The 17,475-nt window shown below is 66.8% G+C and carries 14 protein-coding genes; 8 read left to right on the top strand and 6 right to left on the bottom strand.

The window, feature by feature from the left end:
- Window positions 1-156 precede the first annotated feature (156 nt).
- The gene (locus tag AC07M7_RS02115) at window positions 157-2,913 is read left to right on the top strand and encodes a TonB-dependent receptor (RefSeq protein WP_495206640.1); all 2,757 of its coding nucleotides are present in this window, start codon (window positions 157-159) and stop codon (window positions 2,911-2,913) included.
- A 198-nt stretch (window positions 2,914-3,111) separates the two neighbouring features.
- Here the strand turns inward: AC07M7_RS02115 and AC07M7_RS02120 are convergent, their stop codons facing one another.
- Complete coding sequence (locus tag AC07M7_RS02120; RefSeq protein WP_495206641.1) at window positions 3,112-4,725, bottom strand: alpha-glucosidase family protein; 1,614 nt, start codon at window positions 4,723-4,725, stop codon at window positions 3,112-3,114.
- A gap of 214 nt (window positions 4,726-4,939) precedes the next feature.
- On the opposite strand from AC07M7_RS02120, the gene AC07M7_RS02125 reads away from it, so the two are divergent.
- Window positions 4,940-5,938, top strand: a complete 999-nt coding sequence (locus AC07M7_RS02125) for a polyprenyl synthetase family protein (protein ID WP_495206642.1) — start codon at window positions 4,940-4,942, stop codon at window positions 5,936-5,938.
- Between the two features lie 110 nt (window positions 5,939-6,048).
- Here the strand turns inward: AC07M7_RS02125 and AC07M7_RS02130 are convergent, their stop codons facing one another.
- On the bottom strand, window positions 6,049-6,840 hold the full coding sequence (locus tag AC07M7_RS02130) for a dienelactone hydrolase family protein (RefSeq protein WP_136638383.1): 792 nt from the start codon (window positions 6,838-6,840) through the stop codon (window positions 6,049-6,051).
- A 132-nt stretch (window positions 6,841-6,972) separates the two neighbouring features.
- On the opposite strand from AC07M7_RS02130, the gene AC07M7_RS02135 reads away from it, so the two are divergent.
- Window positions 6,973-7,566: an SMI1/KNR4 family protein gene (locus AC07M7_RS02135; protein ID WP_046985688.1), complete on the top strand. Its 594-nt coding sequence runs from the start codon at window positions 6,973-6,975 to the stop codon at window positions 7,564-7,566.
- A gap of 123 nt (window positions 7,567-7,689) precedes the next feature.
- On the opposite strand, the gene murD is transcribed toward AC07M7_RS02135, so the two are convergent.
- From murD to AC07M7_RS02150, 3 genes are all read right to left on the bottom strand, one after another.
- A complete protein-coding gene (gene murD / locus AC07M7_RS02140) occupies window positions 7,690-9,099 on the bottom strand; it encodes a UDP-N-acetylmuramoyl-L-alanine--D-glutamate ligase (RefSeq protein ID WP_495206643.1) in 1,410 nt (469 codons plus the stop codon).
- On the bottom strand, window positions 9,080-10,432 hold the full coding sequence (gene murL / locus AC07M7_RS02145) for a UDP-N-acetyl-alpha-D-muramoyl-L-alanyl-L-glutamate epimerase (protein ID WP_495206644.1): 1,353 nt from the start codon (window positions 10,430-10,432) through the stop codon (window positions 9,080-9,082). Before murL ends, murD begins: the two co-directional genes overlap by 20 nt.
- 79 nt (window positions 10,433-10,511) lie before the next feature.
- A complete protein-coding gene (locus tag AC07M7_RS02150) occupies window positions 10,512-13,106 on the bottom strand; it encodes a bifunctional aspartate kinase/diaminopimelate decarboxylase (protein WP_046985685.1) in 2,595 nt (864 codons plus the stop codon).
- A 75-nt stretch (window positions 13,107-13,181) separates the two neighbouring features.
- Between AC07M7_RS02150 and AC07M7_RS02155 the strand changes: the two genes are divergently transcribed.
- Together AC07M7_RS02155 and AC07M7_RS02160 are read left to right on the top strand one after the other, a co-directional pair.
- Window positions 13,182-14,054: a PhzF family phenazine biosynthesis protein gene (locus AC07M7_RS02155; RefSeq protein ID WP_495206645.1), complete on the top strand. Its 873-nt coding sequence runs from the start codon at window positions 13,182-13,184 to the stop codon at window positions 14,052-14,054.
- A 95-nt stretch (window positions 14,055-14,149) separates the two neighbouring features.
- Complete coding sequence (locus tag AC07M7_RS02160; protein WP_253079405.1) at window positions 14,150-15,028, top strand: PhzF family phenazine biosynthesis protein; 879 nt, start codon at window positions 14,150-14,152, stop codon at window positions 15,026-15,028.
- Between the two features lie 46 nt (window positions 15,029-15,074).
- On the opposite strand, the gene AC07M7_RS02165 is transcribed toward AC07M7_RS02160, so the two are convergent.
- Complete coding sequence (locus AC07M7_RS02165; protein WP_014646276.1) at window positions 15,075-15,506, bottom strand: OsmC family protein; 432 nt, start codon at window positions 15,504-15,506, stop codon at window positions 15,075-15,077.
- A 371-nt stretch (window positions 15,507-15,877) separates the two neighbouring features.
- On the opposite strand from AC07M7_RS02165, the gene AC07M7_RS02170 reads away from it, so the two are divergent.
- The 3 genes from AC07M7_RS02170 (at window position 15,878) to AC07M7_RS02180 (ending at window position 17,424) form a co-directional block, all read left to right on the top strand.
- Window positions 15,878-16,276 (top strand): HU family DNA-binding protein, encoded by a 399-nt coding sequence (locus AC07M7_RS02170; RefSeq protein ID WP_012510328.1) that lies wholly within the window; start codon window positions 15,878-15,880, stop codon window positions 16,274-16,276.
- A 252-nt stretch (window positions 16,277-16,528) separates the two neighbouring features.
- Window positions 16,529-16,837, top strand: a complete 309-nt coding sequence (locus AC07M7_RS02175; RefSeq protein ID WP_046985682.1) for a DUF3861 family protein — start codon at window positions 16,529-16,531, stop codon at window positions 16,835-16,837.
- A 56-nt stretch (window positions 16,838-16,893) separates the two neighbouring features.
- Window positions 16,894-17,424 (top strand): hypothetical protein, encoded by a 531-nt coding sequence (locus AC07M7_RS02180; RefSeq protein ID WP_046985681.1) that lies wholly within the window; start codon window positions 16,894-16,896, stop codon window positions 17,422-17,424.
- Window positions 17,425-17,475 lie beyond the last annotated feature (51 nt).

Below are 17,475 nucleotides of genomic sequence, written 5' to 3' on the forward strand. Positions count from 1 at the left end.
CAACCCTGCAAACGCCATTGAATACGTATGCAGGGTGATTCCCGCGAAGAATGCGCTGCCTACCATAGCGGCGACGACAGCGGCCACCGCGTCGCACGTCCACGGTCACTCCGGGACGTTCACGAATCGATCTGCAACATTGCCTGGGAGGGGAAAATGTTGAACCACAAGCGCAGCGCGCTGAGCATCGCGCTGGCCGTTGTCCTGGCGCCGACGCTGGCGTCGGCACAGTCCACGCAGAACACCACCACGCCGGCCGCCACCGCCGCCACCAACCTGGATACGGTGCAGGTCACCGGCATTCGCCGCGGCATCGAGAACGCGATCGCGATCAAGCAGGACGCCACCTCGGTGGTCGAAGCGATCTCCGCCGAAGACATCGGCAAACTGCCCGACGTCAGCATCGCCGAATCGATCTCGCGCCTGCCAGGCCTGGCCGCCCAGCGCGTTGCCGGCCGTGCGCAGGTGATCAGCGTGCGTGGCCTGTCACCCGACTTCGCCACCACGCTGCTCAATGGTCGCGAAGTGGTCAGCACCGGCGACAACCGCGGTGTCGAGTTCGACCAGTACCCATCCGAGCTGGTCAACGGCGTGACCGTGTACAAGACCCCCGATGCAGCGCTGGTCGGCCAGGGCCTGTCGGGCACCATCGACATGCAGACCGCACGTCCGCTCAGCTTCCCCGACCGCGTCATCGCCGTCAGCGGCCGCTACCAGAAGAGTTCATTGGGCCGCGCCGCCGACACCGACCCGTACGGCAACCGCTTCAGCGCCAGCTACATCGACCAGTTCCTGGACAAGACCCTCGGCATTGCCATCGGCTACGCGCACAGCGACATGCCGATCCAGGAAAACCAGGTGGGCCTGTACGAGCCGTGGACCACCGAGCACACCACCAACGGCAACCGCCCCGGCGTTGCCGCTGGCACCTACTTCACCGATGGCATCAAGGCACTGCGCCGCACCGGCAACAACAAGCGCGACGGTGTGATGGCCACGATCCAGTTCCGGCCGAACAACAGCTGGACCAGCACCTTCGACGCGTTCCACACCGAAGCAGAGCAGATCGACACCGCCAACCAGTTCGAGCTCAACCTCAGCAACTACAACGGCAACTACACCCCGGGCCTGCTGGTCAGCAACCCGCAGGTCAATGCCAATGGCACCTTCACCGGTGGCACCGCCAGTGGCGTGTACCCGCTGGTGCGCGGCATGTACAACAAGCGCAAGGACAAGATCGATGCGTTCGGCTGGAACAACGAGTTCACCTTCGGCAGCGTCAAGCTGGTCGCCGACCTGAACTATTCCAAAGCCACCCGCGACGAACTGAACCTGGAAAACAACCTGCAGCTGACCCCGATGCCGCAGCTGGATACGGTCGGTGTGCAGTTCCGCCAGGATGGCTTCTCGCAGATCAGCCCGGGCCTGAACTACTCCAACCCGGACGCGCTGTTCCTGACCAACACCATCTACGGTTCTGGTTACGGCAAGGTGCCGAAGGTGGAAGACCGCCTGAAGGGCGGCAAGCTGGCCGCGACCATCGCCCTGCCCGAAGCAATGGCGTCGTGGGCACCGGATCTGGATATCGGCGTGAACTATGCCGACCGCCGCAAGGTGAAGACCCAGTCCGAAGGCAACATCCTGCTCGGCGCGCAGGGCGATGCCAACATCGCATCGGATCTGCAGTACCGCCCGGTCAACCTCGGCTTCGCCGGCCTGGGCACCATCCCGGCCTGGAACGTGCCTGGCGCGGTCGGTCGCTACATGATCTTCAATCCGGTCGACAACCTGGACTACCTGATTCCCAAGTCGTGGACCGTGCAGGAAAAGATCACCACCGCCTGGGCGCGCCTGAACATCAACACCGACATCGGTGTGGTGGGCGTACGCGGCAATATCGGCGTGCAGATGCAGCACACCGACCAGAGCTCGGACTCGCGCTATTGGGACAGCTCGCAGGCGGCCGGCAACAACATCCAGCCCTACTCGGACGGCCGCAAGTACAACGACTGGCTGCCCAGCTTGAACCTGGCCTTCATGTTCCCGCATGAGCAGACCCTGCGTTTTGCTGCAGCCAAGCAGGTCGCGCGCCCGCGCGTGGACCAGATGCGCGCGGGCCTGGAGTTCGGCGTGGATACCGGTACCGGCCGCCCTGGCGGCAGTGGCGGCAACCCGCTGCTGGATCCGTGGCGCGCCACCGCGCTGGACCTGTCCTACGAGAAGTACTTCGGCGAGAAGGCCTACGTGGCCGCCGCGATCTTCTACAAGGACCTGAAGAGCTACGTCTACACCCAGTCGGTGGACAACTACGACTTCACCGGCCTGCTGGGCAACTATGTGCCGCCGCCGGGCATGGTGGTGCCGGTGCTGCCGACCGGCACCTTCTCGACCCCGGTGAACGGCAAGGGCGGCACCTTGAAGGGGCTGGAGCTGACCGGGTCGTTCCCGCTGGAGATGCTGACCGACAGCCTGCGCGGCTTCGGCGTGCAGGCCAGCGCGACCTTCAACAAGAGCGACATCACCATCCTGGATCCGGAAAGCGCCTCCAGCGTGGGCAGCGACCCGATCAGCCTTCCCGGCCTGTCCAAACGTGTCTACAACTTCACTGCCTACTACGAGCGCAGTGGCTTTGAAGCACGCGTGAGCCAGCGCCGCCGTTCGGACTTCATTGGTGAAATCGGCAACTTCAACGGCAACCGAACCCTGCGCTACGTGGTGGGCGAGAACGTGACCGATGCCCAGGTCAGCTACACCTTCAGCGACAGCAGCACCCTGCGCGGCCTGACCCTGCTGCTGCAGGGAAGCAACCTGACCAACGAGCCGTACCGCACCTACGCCGGCAGCAAGGACCGCCCGCTGGAATACATCGAATGGGGCCGCACCTACATGCTGGGCGTGAACTACAAGTTCTGACCACGACCGGGTAGTGCCGGCCGCTGGCCGGCAACGACCCATCGGAAACCCGCTGCGCAGGCAGCGGGTTTTCTTTTGCGCGAATGCCGGCAGTAGATCCACGCCATGCGTGGATGCGTTTCGCCGGAATCCCGCCCACAAAAAAGGGACGGGGCGCTTCGGCCCCGTCCCCGCAAGTACCGCCACCGGAGAAAACGGTCAGCTGCGTCGGGCGCAATACACCGCGCGCGGCGGCAGCTGGAGTTCATTGCCCTGCACCGTGCCCGCATCCGGGCCCGGTACCGCCACCTGCTGCCAGTTGCCCGGCGGCAGCGGATGGCTCACCGCCTCGGCCGACAGGTTGAACGCCAGCAGGAGGGTTTCATCTGCAAGCATACGCTCGAACAGCAGCACTGGCTCGGCGCTTTCGATGAATCGGATGCTGCCATGCAGTAGCGCAGGCTGGCTATGCCGCCAGCCCAGGAATGCCCGGAACGCGGCCAGCACCGAGTGCGGATCCCGCTCCTGCACGGCCACCGCCGCCGCCCGGTGCTCGGCCGGGATCGGCAGCCACGGCTGGCCCGTGGTGAAACCCGCCAGCGGCGCATCGGTCCACGGCAGCGGGGTGCGGCAGCCATCACGGCCCTTGAAGTTCGGCCAGAAGGTGATGCCATACGGGTCCTGCAGGGCCTCGAACGGCACCTCGGCCTCGGCCAGGCCCAGTTCCTCGCCCTGGTACAGACAGACCGAACCGCGCAGCGAGCACAGCATCGCCACAAGCATCCGCGCCAGGCGGGGATCGGCCGGGTGGCCGCCCCAGCGGCTGACCGCCCGCTCCACGTCGTGATTCGAAACCGCCCAGCACGGCCAGCCTTCGGTCATTGCCGCTTCCAGCCGCGAGACCGTGTCGCGGATGTAGGCCGCGCTGTAATCGTCCACCAGCAGCTCGAAGCTGTAGCCCATGTGCAGGCGGCCATCGCGGGTGTACTCGGCCGTGGTCGCCAGCGAGTCCTCCGAGGAGATCTCGCCCAGGCTCACCGCGCCCGGGTACTCGTCCAGCAGCGCGCGCAGCTGCTCCAGGAACGGCAGGTTTTCCGGCTGGGTGTTGTTGTAGTAGTGGTACTGGTAGGCGTACGGATTGTCCGCGCTGAAGCCGCGCCCTACCCGCTTTTCGGCCGGCTTGGCCGGGTTGTCGCGCAGCTGCGCATCGTGGAAGCAGAAGTTGATCGCGTCCAGGCGGAAGCCATCCACGCCACGGTCCAGCCAGAAGCGCACGTTGTCCAGGGTCGCATGCTGCACGTCCGGGTGATGGAAGTTCAGGTCCGGCTGGTCGACCAGGAAGTTGTGCAGGTAGTACTGCTCGCGGCGCGGCTCCCACTGCCAGGCGCCGCCGCCGAACAGCGACAGCCAGTTGTTGGGTGGGGTACCGTCCTCGCGCGGATCGGCCCAGACGTACCAGTCCGCCTTCGGGTTGGTGCGGTCCTGGCGGCTCTCGCGGAACCAGGCATGCTCGATCGAGGTGTGGCTCAGCACCTGGTCGATCATCACCTTCAGGCCCAACCCGTGGGCCTTGGCCAGCAGGCGGTCGAAGTCCTCCAGGCTGCCGAACAGCGGGTCGACGTCGCGGTAATCGGCGATGTCATAGCCGAAGTCGGCCATCGGCGATTTGAAGAACGGCGAGATCCAGATCGCGTCCACACCCAGCGCGGCGATGTGGTCCAGGCGCTGGATGATGCCGGGCAGGTCGCCTACCCCGTCGCCGTTGGCGTCGAGGAAACTGCGCGGGTAGATCTGGTAGATGACGGCTCCGCGCCACCATGGATAGTGCGACATCGACAGCCCCCCTCCGGGCGTGCGGGACCCGCCGGGAGCGGGCCGAAATCCTGATGCCGCAAGCTTAGCGGTGGGTCCCCGGGCTTGGCGCAACCTGCATACGTATTCACGCGGGCGGCAGCCTTGGCCAGGCCAAGGACGTCGGCCAGCCCGGTTTGCGCCCGAATTCACAGGCAACGCCTATAATCAGCGATGAGCCTGAAAGCCTGATCGCATGACCATCACCGAAGACACCCGTCCCGCCCTGGGCCTGCCCCAGATCCAGTCGCTTGCCGCGGCCGACATGGCCGCCGTCGACGCCCTGATCCGGCGCCGGCTGTCCTCGGACGTCGTGCTGATCAACCAGATCGCCGATCACATCATTTCCGCCGGCGGCAAGCGCCTGCGCCCGATGCTGGTGATGCTGGCCGGCCATGCGGTCGGCCAGGCCGGCCCGGATCACCACCAGCTGGCGGCGATCATCGAGTTCATCCACACCTCCACCCTGCTGCACGACGACGTGGTGGACGAATCCAGCCTGCGCCGCGGCCGCAGCACCGCCAACGCGCTGTGGGGCAACGCACCCAGCGTGCTGGTCGGCGACTTCCTGTACTCGCGCAGCTTCCAGCTGATGGTCGAGCTGGAGCGCATGTCGGTGATGCAGATCCTGGCCGATGCCACCAACCGCCTCGCCGAGGGTGAAGTGCTGCAGCTGCTGCACGTGCACAACCCGGATACCGACGAAGCGGCCTACCTGCGCGTGATCGAGCGCAAGACGGCGGTCCTGTTCGCTGCCGGTACCCGCCTGGGCGCGCTGGCCAGCGGCGTGGACGAAGCCACCCAGCAGGCCCTGTTCGACTACGGCATGCACCTGGGCTACGCGTTCCAGATCGCCGACGACGTGCTGGACTACTCGGCCAATGCCGAGGAGCTGGGCAAGAACCTGGGCGACGACCTCGCCGAGGGCAAGGCGACGCTGCCGCTGATCCACGCGATGGCGCACTCCGACGACGCCACCCGCGAGCGCCTGCGCACCATCGTGCAGGACGGCGACGCCTCGGCGATGCCGGAGGTGCTGGCCGCGATCCGCGCCACCGGCGGACTCGAGTACAGCCGTGCGCGTGCCGAGGAGTATGCCGAAGCCGCCGAGCGCGCGCTCGATGGCCTGGGCGACAACGATGCCGTGGCCGCCCTGCGCGGCCTGGCCCGCTACGCGGTGCAGCGTTCGCATTGACCAGCGGAGGTGTGCCGAGCAACGGTCGGCACCCACAATGACCGGTAGGTGCCGACCGTTGGTCGGCACTGAAACATCGGTAGGTGCCGACCGTTGGTCGGCATATCTCTTCAGCGTTTCTCGAAGCGCTCCTCGAAGAACTCATCCAGCGCCTTCCACGCGCGCTTGGCCGCCCGTTCGTTGTACTGGCAGCCCGGCGGGCTGTTGGCATCGCGCTCGGCGAAGCAGTGCACTGCCCCGCTGTAGTTGGTGAATTCCCAGTCGACCTTGGCCGCGTTCATTTCCTTCTGGAAACCGGCGATGTCCTCGGCGCTCACGCTCTTGTCATCGGCGCCATTGAGCACCAGCACCGATGGGTGCGTGCCACCGGCCTGCGCCGGCAGCGGCGAACCCAGCCCGCCGTGCAGGCTGACCACACCGGCCAGCGGCGCACCGGCACGGGCCAGCTCCAGCACCGTGGTGCCGCCGAAACAGAAGCCCACCGCGCCGATCCGGTTCGCATCGAGCGGCGTCTTGCCGGCCTGGGCCTTGAGCACGTTCACCGCCTCCAGCGCGCGTGCGCGCAGCAGCGACCGGTCATTGCGCAGCTTGGTCGCCACCGGCCCGGCCTCGGCATCGGTCTTCGGCCGCACGCCCTTGCCGTACACATCGGCCACCAGCACCACGTAGTCATCGCCAGCCAGCTGTTTGGCCTTCTCGACCGCCGATTCGTTCACGCCCTTCCAGTTCGGCACCATCACCAGACCGGGACGCTTGTCGTTGTCGCCGTCGTCATAGACCAGCACGCCACTGAAGGTCGTGCCCTGGTGTTTCCACTCCACCGGTTGCGTCTTCATTGCCGCCCACGCCGGCATCGCCGCCAGCCCCAGCATCACCGCTACACCGCATCGCCAACGATTCATGCGCCTGCTCCGCAAGAAAAAGGGGACGGAGGGGATTAAGCCGTATTTGCCCCTCCCGCGTCGCATTCTGCATTGGCGACGTGACGCAGGTGTGGTTGGATACGACTTAATCCCCTCCGTCCCCTTTTTCGCATGAACCTGGTTGATCGCTTTCTGTCTGGCCTGATTCCACGCCTGCCTGCCGACGATGCCCCTCAGTGGGGCCACGTGCAGGGCGCCAACGCCGAAGACCTGCAGCGCCTGCGTGCGCAGTGGCCGCAGGTTCCGGACAGTCTGGTCGCGTTGCTGTCGCGCGTGGATGGCACGCACTTCCGCGAGTACCCCGGCGGCGAGGTCTGCGTGCTGATGCTCGGCTCGGACGTGGAGGAAGGTGGCTATCCGTACTACCTGCGTTCGGTGGCGCAGGTCTTCGAAGACCAGCGGCAGTGGGACGACAGCATCCGCTCGATCTACGAAGAGTGGCTGGACGACGAGCCGGAGATCCTCGGCGATGGCATCGACCCCGATCTGCCGATGGACCGTCGCCTGTGCTTCTCGCACTGCATGAACAACGGCGGCACCTCGATGCTCTACCTGGATTTCGACCCGGCACCAGGCGGCACCGTCGGCCAGGTGGTGCGCTACCTGCACGATCCGGACAGCTATGCAGTCATCGCGCCGAGCTTCGATGCGTACCTGCAGCAGTTGATTGATGGCGATTACGCGTTCATCGATCAGGACGACTGAAATCCAGCCGAGCGTGGGCTCGGCTCTACAGTAAATCCACGCCATGCGTGGATGGGATGCACAGGATCCCGCCGGGGTCAGAGCCCTTTCCCGCGGAAAGGGATCCGACCCCGGACCGGTGGCTCAAACGATGCCCAACCCCGGAATCGCGCTGTTGCTGTCCGGGTCGAAGCCGGCCAGCTCGGCGAAATGGCGACCACGAGCCACGTAATCGCGGTAAGCACCAAAACTCGGCGCGCCCGGCGACAGCAGCACCACCCCGCCCTGCGTACCCAGCGCCGCGCGTGCCAGCGCCATCGCTTCGGGCAGGTCACCGGCCGCGTGCAGGCCGAAGCGGCCGGCATCGGCCAGCGGCTGCAGCATCGCGTGGATGCGCGGGCCGTTGCTGCCCATGGTCACGATCTCCACCGGCGGCACGTCGTGGGCCATGTGCTGCATGAAATCGCTCCAGTCCAGGCCGCGATCATGTCCGCCCACCAGCAGCGCGATGCGCTGGCCGGCGAAGCACTCCAGCGCTGCCAGGCTGGCATGCGGCGTGGTGCTGATTGAATCGTTGACGTAGGTCAGGCCATCGGCCACGCCGATGCGCTGCAGGCGATTCGGCAACGGACGGAAGTCCTGCACCGCCGGCGCCAGCGCCACGGCATCCAGCCCCAGCGCTTCCAGAGCGGCCAGTACCGCGCATAGGTTGCCACGGTTGTGGCGGCCCGGCAGTGGCGTGTTGCGGGTGTCGAACACCGCCTGCTCACCGCGATGCACGATGTCACCGCGCATATGCCAACCCTGCGGCTGGTTGAACCAGACCACTTCGCTGTCAGGCAGAGACAGCGCGGCCAGATGCGGATCGGCGGCGTTGAGCACGGCGATGCGCGGTGCGGCTTCAGTCACCAGCCGCAGCTTGTCGTCGATGTAACGCTGCTCGCTGCCGTGCCAGTCCAGGTGTTCCGGGAACAGGTTCAGCACCACCGCCACCTGCGGGCGGGCGCCACTGCGGGCCACTTCGCCGGTCTGGTAACTGGACAGTTCCACCGCCCAGTACTCGGGCGCGGGTTGCGGGTCCAGCGCTTCCAGCAGCGGCAGGCCGATGTTGCCGACCAGGCCGGTGCGGTGGCCGGCGGCACGCAGCAGGTGCGCGACCAGCGCGGTGGTGGTGCTCTTGCCCTTGGTACCGGTCACGCACACGGTGTCGTGCACGATGCCATCAGCACCCGCATGCTCGGCAAACCACAGAGCAGTGCCGCCGATGAAAGTGGTGCCCTGCGCGGCGGCGGCCAGCGCGATTTGCTGGTAAGGGCTGATGCCCGGCGACTTGATCACCACATCGAAGGCAGCCAGCGCCTCGGCCGACGGCTCGCCACGGACGTCCAGCGCACCGTGTGTTTCCGCACGCGCTGCCTCGACTTCGGCAGCTGGACAGAACAGGCTCAGGCCAAGCCTGGGCAGGCGCGAACGCAGCACCGCAAACGCGGCGCGGCCCTCGCGGCCCCAGCCCCACAGCGCAACGCGCTTTCCTTCAAGCTTCGAAATCTTCACGTACCCGTTCCCACAGCGCAGCCGGAATACGGTGTTCGCCCTGCAGCTGCAACAGCGGTGCCAGTTCCAGTTCGGCGGCATCCAACTGCGGCTGGATCTCATTGCAGAAGCGCTTCACCAGCACGTCTTCCTTCCACTCGGCGCGCTGCGCCAGGGTTGCCATCGCTGCGCGCGATTCGCGGCCTTCGCCTACACATTCGAACGGCTTGTGGTCCTGGAATTCCAGCAGTGCGTCGAAGCCGCCAGCCTGCTCGATGTCATCCAGCAGGTTGCGACCGAAGATGCGTACCAGGCGCGTCTTGGGCATGAACGGGGCCAGCGCCAGGAACACGAAATGGCACTTCGGGCAGACGCCGCACCAGCGGTTCACCGGGCGCTCGCCGAGGATGTGGAAGTTGCGGTTGCAGCTGGAGAAGTGCGCGTCGTAGAAATCGGTCTTGGCGAACTGGCGCGCAACCGCCAACTCGGACATCGGCCGCAGCAGCGAGTAGTACTGCAGATCGGCGGCCAGCTGCTTCTGCACATGGCTGCCGAACGCCTGCTCGAACGCCCAGCCCTTGGACCACTGATGGTTGACTTCACCGGTGCCCGGAATCTGGCTGCCGTAGCTGGCCGAACGTTCGTTGGAGAACACCACCTGGTCCACGCCCTGCAGCAGCGCGGCCAGCACCATGATCGCCGAGTTCACCGCGGTAACCGGGATATGCCCGTTCCAGGCGCCCTGGCGGTTGAGCTCGAACAGTTCCGGCGCCAGCGCGCGGCCCAGGTTCAGCGTCGGCAGGCCGGTGCGCTCGGCACAGGCGCGGATCAGCTGCGAGCCACCGATCCAGGTCACCGTCTCGTCCACGCCGGCACGGCGCAGCGCTTCGATGCTGACCAGCGAATCCTTGCCGCCGCCAATTGCCACCAGCGCGTGCGGCTGCAGGCCCAGCACCGGTGCCTGCACCGCTTCGCCCTGTACCGGCAGGCGGAAGCGCCCGCGCAGGTTCAGGCCGTTGCGGTAGGCAAATTCGCCCAGGCCATTGAGGTAGACCGTCTCCACCAGCGCAGCGGTTTCGGCATCAATGTTGTAGCTGTCGATGCTGACCGTCTCCGGCACGCCCGCCTTGTAGTAGCTGACACCGGCAATCAGGTGCAGCAGCTGCAGCGCTCGCTGCACGGCGGCGGCACGCGCCTGCTCCAGTACGAACGGCGCGCCGGGAACGGTGATGGTTTCCACCATTTCCGGGCCGTCGTCGAAGGCGTAGACCAGCTTGGCCACGCCAGTGTCCGCGGCGAATTCGCAGCGGACGAAGCGGAAGCGGGAAACCTGGTGTTTATCGAAAGCAGTCATGGTGTATCCGGTCAGGCACCTGCCCGCGCGCAGGCGCGGGAGGTGTCGGTGGGCGGGTGCAGGGCGCGGAAGGCAGCGATCACTCGATCACGTCTTCGCGCGGCATCGCCCGCTGGTTGTAGGTGTTGGACATCACGTAGCCGTAGGCACCGGCATCGGCGATCAGCATCACATCGTCCGGCGCGGTTGACACCGGCAGCTTGCGGCGCTTGCCGAACACATCGCTGGATTCGCAGATCGGGCCGACCACATCAAACGCCGCTTCGGCATAACCGCCCTGGCGGCTGAGGTTCTCGATGTCATGCCAGGCGTCGTACAGCGCCGGGCGCATCAGGGTGTTCATGCCCGCATCCAGGCCGACCCGGCGCACGCCATCCTTCTCCACCACCTGGGTGGCATGGGTCAGCAGCACGCCCGATTCGGCCACCAGAAAGCGGCCCGGTTCGATCGCCAGACGGAACGCCGGATGCAGCGCCTTGACCTCGGCCAGACCCTCGGCCCAGGCCTCCAGGTCGAACGGCTCGTCTTCGTCGCTGTACGGAATCGGAAGGCCACCACCGATGTCGATGGTCTGTACGCTGCCGATGCGGCGGGCGAAACCGGCCAGCTCATCGCACATCAGGCGCCAGTGCTGCGCGGTTTCCACACCGCTGCCCAGGTGCGCATGCAGGCCGACCACGCGGGTGCCCAGTTCGGTAGCCGCGCGCACGAACTCGTCGACGCGGGCGATCGGCAGGCCGAACTTGGAATCCTTGCCACCGGTACGCACCTTGGCGTGGTGGCCCTCGCCACGACCCAGATCAACGCGCAGCCACAGCTCGCGGTTGCGGAACAGGTCCGGCCAGCGCTGCAGCGCCTCGACATTGTCGACGGTGACGGTCACGCCCAGCGCGAATGCCGCTTCGTATTCCTCGCGCGGGCAGAAGCTGGGGGTAAACAGCACGCGCTTGGGCGACAGTTCCGGCAGATGCTGGAACACGTGCTTCAGTTCGCCATGCGATACGCACTCCAGTCCAAAGCCCTCGGCTTCCAGCAGCTGCAGGATGGCCGGATGGCTGTTTGCCTTGATCGCGTAGTAGCGCTGGTCGATCGGCTTGATCGCCGCCAGCGCGCGGGCACGGGCACGTACGGTCGGCAGATGATAGACGTAGCGTGGCGTACCGGCATCGGCCAGCTGCAGCAGGTGCGCACGCTGGCCACGCCACCACGGCGTACCACGCGGGCGCACCGTACCGGCAATCTCGCGCCAGCGCGGGCCGAACACTTCGGTCTCTTCCACCGGCATCGCGCCGCTGTCGATCAGTTCGGCGTGCAGGATCGGCAGCAGGCCATCGGCATCGGCTTCGTCGATGACGAAGGTCAGGTTCAGGTCGTTGGACGACTGCGAGATCATGTGCACGCGTTCGCGGCCGAAGGTCGCCCACACGTCCGACAGCTTGTGCAGCAGCGAGCGCATGCCCAGGCCGACCAGGGTGATCGCCGCGCACGGCACGATCACCTTCACCTTGCAGATCTGCGACAGGTCGGCCGACAGCGCGGCCAGCACATCGGTGTTGACCAGGTTCTCGGAGGGATCCAGCGACACGGTGACATTGGTCTCGGCCGAGCCGATCAGGTCTACCGACAGGCCATGCTTCTTGAACAGATTGAACACGTCGGCCAGGAAGCCGACCTGCTGCCACATGCCGATGCCTTCCATCGACACCAGCACGATGCCGTTGCGGCGGCTGATCGCCTTCACCCCCGGCACCGGTGCGGCATTGCCGTCGATGCTGGTACCCGGCAGTTCGGGACGCTCGGTATCGAGAATGGCCATCGGCACGCCAGCATCGCGGCACGGCTTGATCGAACGCGGGTGCAGTACCTTGGCACCGGTGGTGGCGATTTCCTGCGCTTCGTAATAGTCCAGCCGGGTCAGCAGCCGCGCATCCGGAACGTCCTTGGGATTGGCGCTGAACATGCCCGGCACGTCGGTCCAGATCTCCACGCGGCTGGCGCCGAGCAGCGCACCGAAGTACGCCGCCGAGGTATCCGAACCACCACGACCGAGGATGGCGGTGCCGCCGTCGGCGTGGCGCGAGATGAAGCCCTGGGTAATCAGCAGCCGGGTCGGCTGCGCGCGGAAGCGCTGCGCCCAGGCTGCGTCCGCACGCCACTGGCAATTCACCGACAGGCGCTGCGACCAGTCGCTCTGGTTCGGCTGTGGCGGCAGTGCATCCAGCCACTGGCGGGCATCCATCCAGCCGAAATCCAGGCCGCTGGCACGCAGGTAGGCCGCACCCAGGCTGGACGACAACAACTCGCCCTGGCCCAGTACCTCGGCCTGCCAGTCCAGCGGACGAGCAGCGGCGCGCGGGTCATCGAGCAGGCCCTGCAGCACGGCCAGTCGTTCGGCCAGCACCTCGGCGCCCAGCTCCAGTTCCTGCAGGAAGCCCTGGTGGCGCTCGACCAGCGCGGCCACGCGATCACGGCTGTCCGGCGCGCCATCGGCAATCGCGGTCAGTTCGTTGGTGACCCCGGACAGCGCCGACACCACCACCAGCACGCGCGAGCCGGTCTCTTCCGCGCGTTTTTTCGCCAGCTTCCCGATCGTGTCCCAGCGGTGACGACGCGACACCGAGGTGCCGCCGAACTTCAGTACGATCCAACGATCGACAAGGGGGGAAGCTGACATGGATTGGCTATGTAGAATGTGGGGAAGCCGCCCTCGGGGGCGGAACCTTTGATTCTAAGCGCAATATCCCCGTAGATGGCCGTCCTCCGTTACCTCCAGCTCGATGTCTTCGCCCCCCGCCCCGGTACCGGCAACCCCCTGGGCGCCGTGCTGGACGCCGACGATCTCTCCGGCGAGCAGATGCAGGCTCTGGCGGCCTGGCTGAACCTGTCCGAGACGGTGTTCTTCCTGCGCCCCAGCGCGCCCGGCGCCGACTACCACATCCGCATCTTCACCCCGACCCGTGAGCTGGCTTTCGCCGGCCACCCCAGTGTTGGCGCGGCCTGGACGGCGGTGACCTGCGGCCTGGCCCAACCGCGCGAGGGTGCGCTGGTACAGCAGTGCGCCGCAGGGTTGCTGCCGGTACGGGTGAGCGGCCCGGCCGAGGCGCTGCAGATCCAGCTGGCCAGTCCGCCGGCGCGGCAACGGGCGACGACAGCCGACGGGGTGCCCGAAACGCTGCTGGCCCTCGCCGCCAACGGGCATGCGCCGGAACTATGGGACAACGGCGCGCGCTGGTGGCTTCTGCCGCTGCGCGATGCCACCACCGTACGCAACCTGGTGCCGGACATGGCCGCCCTGCGTGACTGGAGCCTGGCCACCGACGCAACCGGCGTGGCCGTGTTCGCTGACGAAGCCGGTACCGACCATTCCCGCGTGGTGCGCGCGTTCTGCCCTGCGGATGCGGCCAGCGTGCCCGAGGATCCGGTGACCGGCAGCGCCAATGCCCTGATCGGCGCCTGGCTGCGGCAGCGCAACGCCCTGCCCGGCCGCGAGGGCCGCTACGAGGCCAGCCAGGGCCGCGAAGTCGGCCGCGATGGCCGCGTACAGGTAAAAGTCGATGCAGAGGGCACGGTCTGGATCGGCGGCCAGGTGCAGCCGGTCATCGACGGCAACATCCGCTGGTAGCGCCGGGCCATGCCCGGCGGCCTTGCCGCGCTGCGCACTCGCGGGGCATGGCCCCGCGCTACCGTATTCCCCTTCATTCCTGGAGTTTCAACCCGATGACCACCCGCCGTTTCCTGCAGCTGGATGTGTTCTCGCCGCGCCCCGGCGCGGGTAATCCGCTGGCCGTGGTACTCGATGCCGAAGGCCTGGACGACGCCAGCATGCAGGCCATCGCGCGCTGGACGCGCCTGCCGGAAACCACCTTCGTGTTCCCGCCGCAGGCCGCCGGCGCCAGCTATCGGCTGCGCATGTTCAGCCCGCAGAAGGAAGTACCGTTCGCCGGCCACCCCAGCGTCGGCACCGCGCACGCGGTACTGCAGGCAAACCTGGCCGCGCCGGTCGACGGCGTCCTTGTGCAGGACGGCATTGCCGGCGCGCTGCCGCTACGCGTCAGTGGCGAGGCTGCGCAGCAGCGCATCGCCATACGCACCCCGCGCGCGCAGCTGGCCGAGACCGCCGACGCCACCGATCCACGCCTGCAGGCAGTCCTGGAAGGCTGGCCGCTGGGCACGCTGCCGCCGGCACGCATGCAGGGCGGGCGCAGCTGGTGGGTGGTGCAGGTAGCCGATGAGGCCGCGTTGCGCGCGCTGCAGCCGGACTGGGATGCGGTGGCCGCACTGGCTGAGTCCACCGACAGCATGGGCGTGTTCGCCTATGCCTTCAGCGATGGCAGCGAGGGGTTCGACCTGGCGGTGCGCGCCTTCGTCGGCAACGGCCGTCGCTTCGAAGACGCCGCTTCCGGCGCCGCCAACGCCGTGCTCGCCGCATGGCTGGACCTGCGCGACGCCTTGCCCAAGGGCCGCGCACCGTTTGAAGTCAGCCAGGGTCGCGAAGTCGGTCACGATGCGCGCTTGACCCTTTTCGTCGATGAAGACGGGGAAGTCTGGTCCGGTGGGCAGGTTCAGACGGTGATCAGCGGCACCATTGATTGGTGATCCCGTACGGCGTGGTGGCGCCTGGCATGGCCCGGCGCTACCGACCTCAACCCAGCTCAGCTTCCAGGCTGATCGGCACCGCGCTCAGCGCCTTGGACACCGGGCAGTTCTGCTTGGCGTCATCGGCAATGGCACGGAACTGCGCCGCATCGATGCCGGGCACCACGGCCTTCACTTTCAGCCGGATCTGCGACAGCTGCGGGCCGCCTTCCAGTGACAGATCGACCTTGGCCTCGGTATCCAGCGAGGTCGGGGTGAAGCCGGCTTCGCCGAGCTTGGCCGACAGCGCCATGGTGAAACAGCCTGCATGTGCAGCAGCGATCAGCTCTTCCGGATTGGTGCCTTTTTCGTCGCCGAAACGGCTGTTGAAGCCATAGCGCGTCTTGTCCAGCAGGCCACTCTGCGGCGTGCTCAACTGTCCTTTGCCGGACTTCAGATCGCCTTCCCAGTGCGCGGTGGCGTGTCGCGAGATTCCCATGTGCTGCTCCTGCGTGGCGGTGATGAACGTTTACCCTCGCACGGCATGCGTTAGCCCTGCGTCGCTCCGCTGCACGCCGGACGTCACCCTGGACGCAGGCACGTGGACACTTCCTCGCCATGAGAACGCGCATTTTTCCCTTGTTTTCAGTAATTTCGCGCATCCCCGTGCGACCGGGACGAGCATTGCCGGCCGCACCGCGGTACCCCCAGCCCCCACCACCGGCCATGTACTGAATCGGCCTGGATATGAAGAAACATGCACTTTCCGCACTCCAGGCTATTGGCGGCGCCCGAGAGTTGCCCTACATTGCGCTTGCCGACGGGGTTCGGCGCCGACCAAACAACCAACCGTTCACGGAACAGGAAACCATGGCAAAGACCGCTAAGAAGGCTGCCCCGAAGAAGGCAGTGAAGAAAGTCGCGACGAAGGCAGCCGCCAAGCCGGCCGCTCCGAAGCCGATCAAGGAAGTGCTGACCAAGTCCGGCCTGGTTGCACACATCGCTGAAGCCTCCGGCGTCATCGCCAAGGACGTCCGCGCTGTGCTGGCCTCGCTGGAAAGCGCTGTCGCCTCCTCGGTGCACAAGAAGGGCGCTGGCTCGTTCACCCTGCCGGGCCTGCTGAAGATCAGCACCGTCAATGTGCCGGCCAAGCCGAAGCGCAAGGGCATCAACCCGTTCACCAAGGAAGAACAGTGGTTCGCCGCCAAGCCGGCCACCACCAAGCTGAAGGTGCGTCCGCTGAAGAAGCTGAAGGACGCTGCGCTGTAAGCGCGCGCCCCAACGCGGATTCCGACGGGACGGCTCAGGCCGTCCCGTTTTTTTGTCCGAACCGCAGGCCGCAACACAGCGTTGCCGCAGCCAGCGGATTGCCCGCACAGGCCCGCCGCCATTGGATGAGCGTGTTACCTGCCGGCACGGAACCTACCGGGTGGAACACTGCGTGCAGCGCCGGCCATCGCCGCCGGCCGTGGCCTTGCCTATCGTGGGCACATCCTCCACAGCTACGGCGAGCACACCCTCATGGCCAGCCCCTCCACCCGCTACCGGATCTCGGTGACCCCCATCGAAAAGGACGGGGTGCAGTGCACCGGGCGCTGCACCATCGAACTGGAGCACCGCGCCAGCCGCGACCTGATGCGCCTGCTGGAAGCTGCACCGCGCACCGCTGGGCTCAGCGGCGACGAGCGTGCGACAGTCGTGATCGCCACCCAGCTGCTGCGCGATATCGTGCAGCGCCATGCCGAAACCGAAGGCCACGCACTGGGCGCGATCGCCACGCAGGTGCTGCCGGCGCTGGATGCGCTGGAACAGCTGCCGTCCTCCCGCTGAGACCGACGCAGTCGATACACTGCCCTCCTTCACGTCGCCCCGGGGAGGAGGCAGGCATGCGCAGGTTCCTGTTGTTGATCGCGCCGCTGGTGCTGTTCGGCTGTTCGCGGCCGGAGGCGCAACCGGATCCAACCAGCGCTCCTGCGCCGCCGCCGGCTCCGGCCGCTGCCAGTGCAGAGGGCGAAGCGCCCGCACTGCAAGCCACCGCGGTCGACCCGCTGTTTGCCGCCGTCGCGGCCGAAGCCGAGCTCCCGGCCGCAATGCTCAATCGCTATGTCATGGCACTGCTCAACCGGGACCGCAAAGGCGCCGATGCCGCCTGGACCTTCCCGCCCAGCGATGCACGACGCGCGGACGACGCCGCGTTGCGCCAGCTGGAGGACGTCCGCAGCCTGCGCCTGACGACCGGGTCGCCGATCGCCCGCGATGGCCACCAGCCACCACAGCTGCTGGAGATCCCGGTACAGATCCGTGCAGCGACCCCCCAGGGCACGTTCCGCTTCGGCGGCTGGTACCGGGTGCACCCCAGCAGCGATGGCCGCGCCTGGCAGATCCAGTCGGCGCAACTGCGGCCAACGCTGGACTGAACCGTTGCAGCGGCATGCACGCACGATTCAGCCGGCAAGGCTACTCTTTGA

This window comes from Stenotrophomonas sp. GW821-FHT09E08 (genome assembly GCF_059416125.1).